This is a genomic window from Gracilibacillus thailandensis, from assembly GCF_010994055.1.
GTDB lineage: Bacteria > Bacillota > Bacilli > Bacillales > Amphibacillaceae > Gracilibacillus > Gracilibacillus lacisalsi.
Genome location: NZ_WJID01000132.1, coordinates 1 through 2,437 on the forward strand (window position 1 = coordinate 1; position 2,437 = coordinate 2,437).

At 36.1% G+C, this 2,437-nt stretch carries 2 protein-coding genes; both read left to right on the plus strand.

Translation table 11 applies throughout. From position 1 onward, the window contains the following. Window positions 1-153: 153 nt before the first annotated feature. Complete coding sequence (istA, locus tag GH715_RS21100; protein WP_153837219.1) at window positions 154-1,656, plus strand: IS21 family transposase; 1,503 nt, start codon at window positions 154-156, stop codon at window positions 1,654-1,656. After that, on the plus strand, window positions 1,653-2,372 hold the full coding sequence (gene istB, locus GH715_RS21105) for an IS21-like element helper ATPase IstB (protein WP_163578827.1): 720 nt from the start codon (window positions 1,653-1,655) through the stop codon (window positions 2,370-2,372). Before istA ends, istB begins: the two co-directional genes overlap by 4 nt. Window positions 2,373-2,437: the final 65 nt, after the last annotated feature.

Below are 2,437 nucleotides of genomic sequence, written 5' to 3' on the forward strand. Positions count from 1 at the left end.
TGTTTATGGCATACTAAAAATGTAGCAATTGGCATTTAATTTATGTAGTTCCAAGTAGGGGATTATATAAAAGAAAAACCACTTGCCAACTTCACCAAAAAAATATAAACTCCTCGTTGGACCAACAACGTTCGACAGGAGGATATATAGGAGATGTTAGCAGTGGCACAAATTGATTATATCAGACATGAAGTAAATCAAAAAGGAGAAACATATGCCAGCATAGGTAGAAGGATGGGGATTGACCCACGTACGGTGACAAAGTATGCGAATCAAGAAGAATTTAAGCGAAAAGAAAAACAGCGACGTAAATCACCAGTAATGGATCCGGTAAAACCTATTTTAGACAAATGGATCCAAGAGGACTTAAAAAAGAAAAAGAAGTACCAACGAACAGCCAAAAAAATGTATCAACAATTAATAAAGTTTCATTGTTTCACAGGATCGGCACGATCGGTTCGTGATTATGTTGCCAAGCGTAAAAGAGAATTAAAAGCAAAGTTGGAGGAAGTAGCTTTACCGCTTGAATCTGTTCCTGGTACAGCACAAGTAGACTTTGGGACAGCTCCATTTAAATATGAATCAGAAGTGATCGACCTACCTTATTTGGTCATGTCATTTCCATATAGTAATAGTTTTTACTTTCAAGTATTTCCTTCGGAAAATACAGAATGTTTATTAGAAGGATTACAGCGAATGTTTCATTATATGGGGGGAGTCCCTTCTACTATTCGATTTGATAATCTATCTCCAGCTGTAAAAAAGATATTTTCTAAAGGAGAACGAGAACTCACCGATACTTTTGAGCGTTTTGTTTTACATTATGGTTTTCAATACGAATTTTGTAACCCTGGTAAAGGGAATGAAAAGGGCCATGTAGAAGCTATGGTGAAGTATGTGAGAAATAATTTTCTTCTACCAGAACATACAGTGGTAAACCTTGATTCATTTAATAAGACATTATGGACTTTAGCAGAAGAGGATCGAGACCGTCTACATTATGATAAACAAGTGCTTCAATCTCGACTATATGAAGAAGATAAAGAGCATTGGTTGATGTTACCTGAGAAGCGATTTGAGTGTATTCGATGGGAAGAAGTAAAAGCTGATAAATACGGGATGGTGAGCATTGATACAAAACAGTATTCCACCACTCCTAGATTTGCGAAACAAAAAGTGAGAGTAGCCATTTCTTATAAAGAGGTAGTTATTTTAAATGAACAAAATCACACCATTGTGAAACATAAACGTTTATATGGTGTAAAACGAAAATCCATGATCTGGCAGCCCTATTTAGATTTATTATCTAAACGTCCTAGAGCCATCAAATATTCTAGTTTGTATAACCAGTTTCCCTCTATTTGGACGGATTATTTAAAGAATTGTACCGAAGAAGAACAAAAAATTGCGCTACGTTTGATAGGCAAGCTTTTAAAGAATAATGACTTTGCCTTATTGAATAAGGCACTAGAGGTGGCTATTTTACATGGGCATCCAAGTGCCGATGAAATAGAGCATTGTTTTTATTCAATCCTTCATCAAACAAATACGCATGCATCGATTGAGCCAACCATTGCAGTACCAAGCATGCCAAGAGCCACAAGAGGCTTATCTCATTACGATGCCTTCTTTCAAGATGGGGGCATTTCATCATGAAAGAGCAAATCGAAGCCTACGCAAAGCGTTTGAAGTTAAGTTGGATCAGAGAACACTTCAATGAAGTGGAAGCAGAGAATCATCAGGAATACCTTCTGAAATTGTTTGAAAGAGAAGTGCAAAATAGAGAAGAAAGAAAAGTGAACTTATTATTAAATCAAGCACAACTCCCGAAGACGGGTAATCAGCCATTTCAATGGGAGCATATTCAAATTCCTCAAGGAATTCAGAGAGAAGAGGTGATAGAAGGACACTTTATTAAGCAAAGAGAGAACCTCATTTTATATGGCGGTGTAGGAACAGGGAAAACTTACCTGGCAACACTCATAAGCTTAAATGCCATACATAGTTTTGGCAATAAGGTAAAGTTCTTTACTGTGGCATCTTTAGCTAACAAATTGATTGAGGCCAATCAAAAAGGAAATTTACCTAAAATGATGAAGCAGATAGAGAAGTTAGATTTATTAGTACTAGATGAGTTAGGTTATATACCGCTTCATAAGGAAGGCGCTGAGTTGATCTTTCAAGTTATCTCTATGTGTTATGAAAATAAAAGTTTAGTCATCACTACGAACCTTCAATTCGGTCAATGGAATCACGTTTTTGGAGATTCCATATTAACGGAAGCAGTGATTGATCGACTCATTCATCATTCCCACTTATTAGTATTTAACGGTGAGAGTTTCAGGTATAAAGAGTCTTTATTACAACAATAATTTGAGGTGGCAAGTGGCATGCATTTTTAATTGCCATTTCATACATTTTTTACTTGCCAAATACA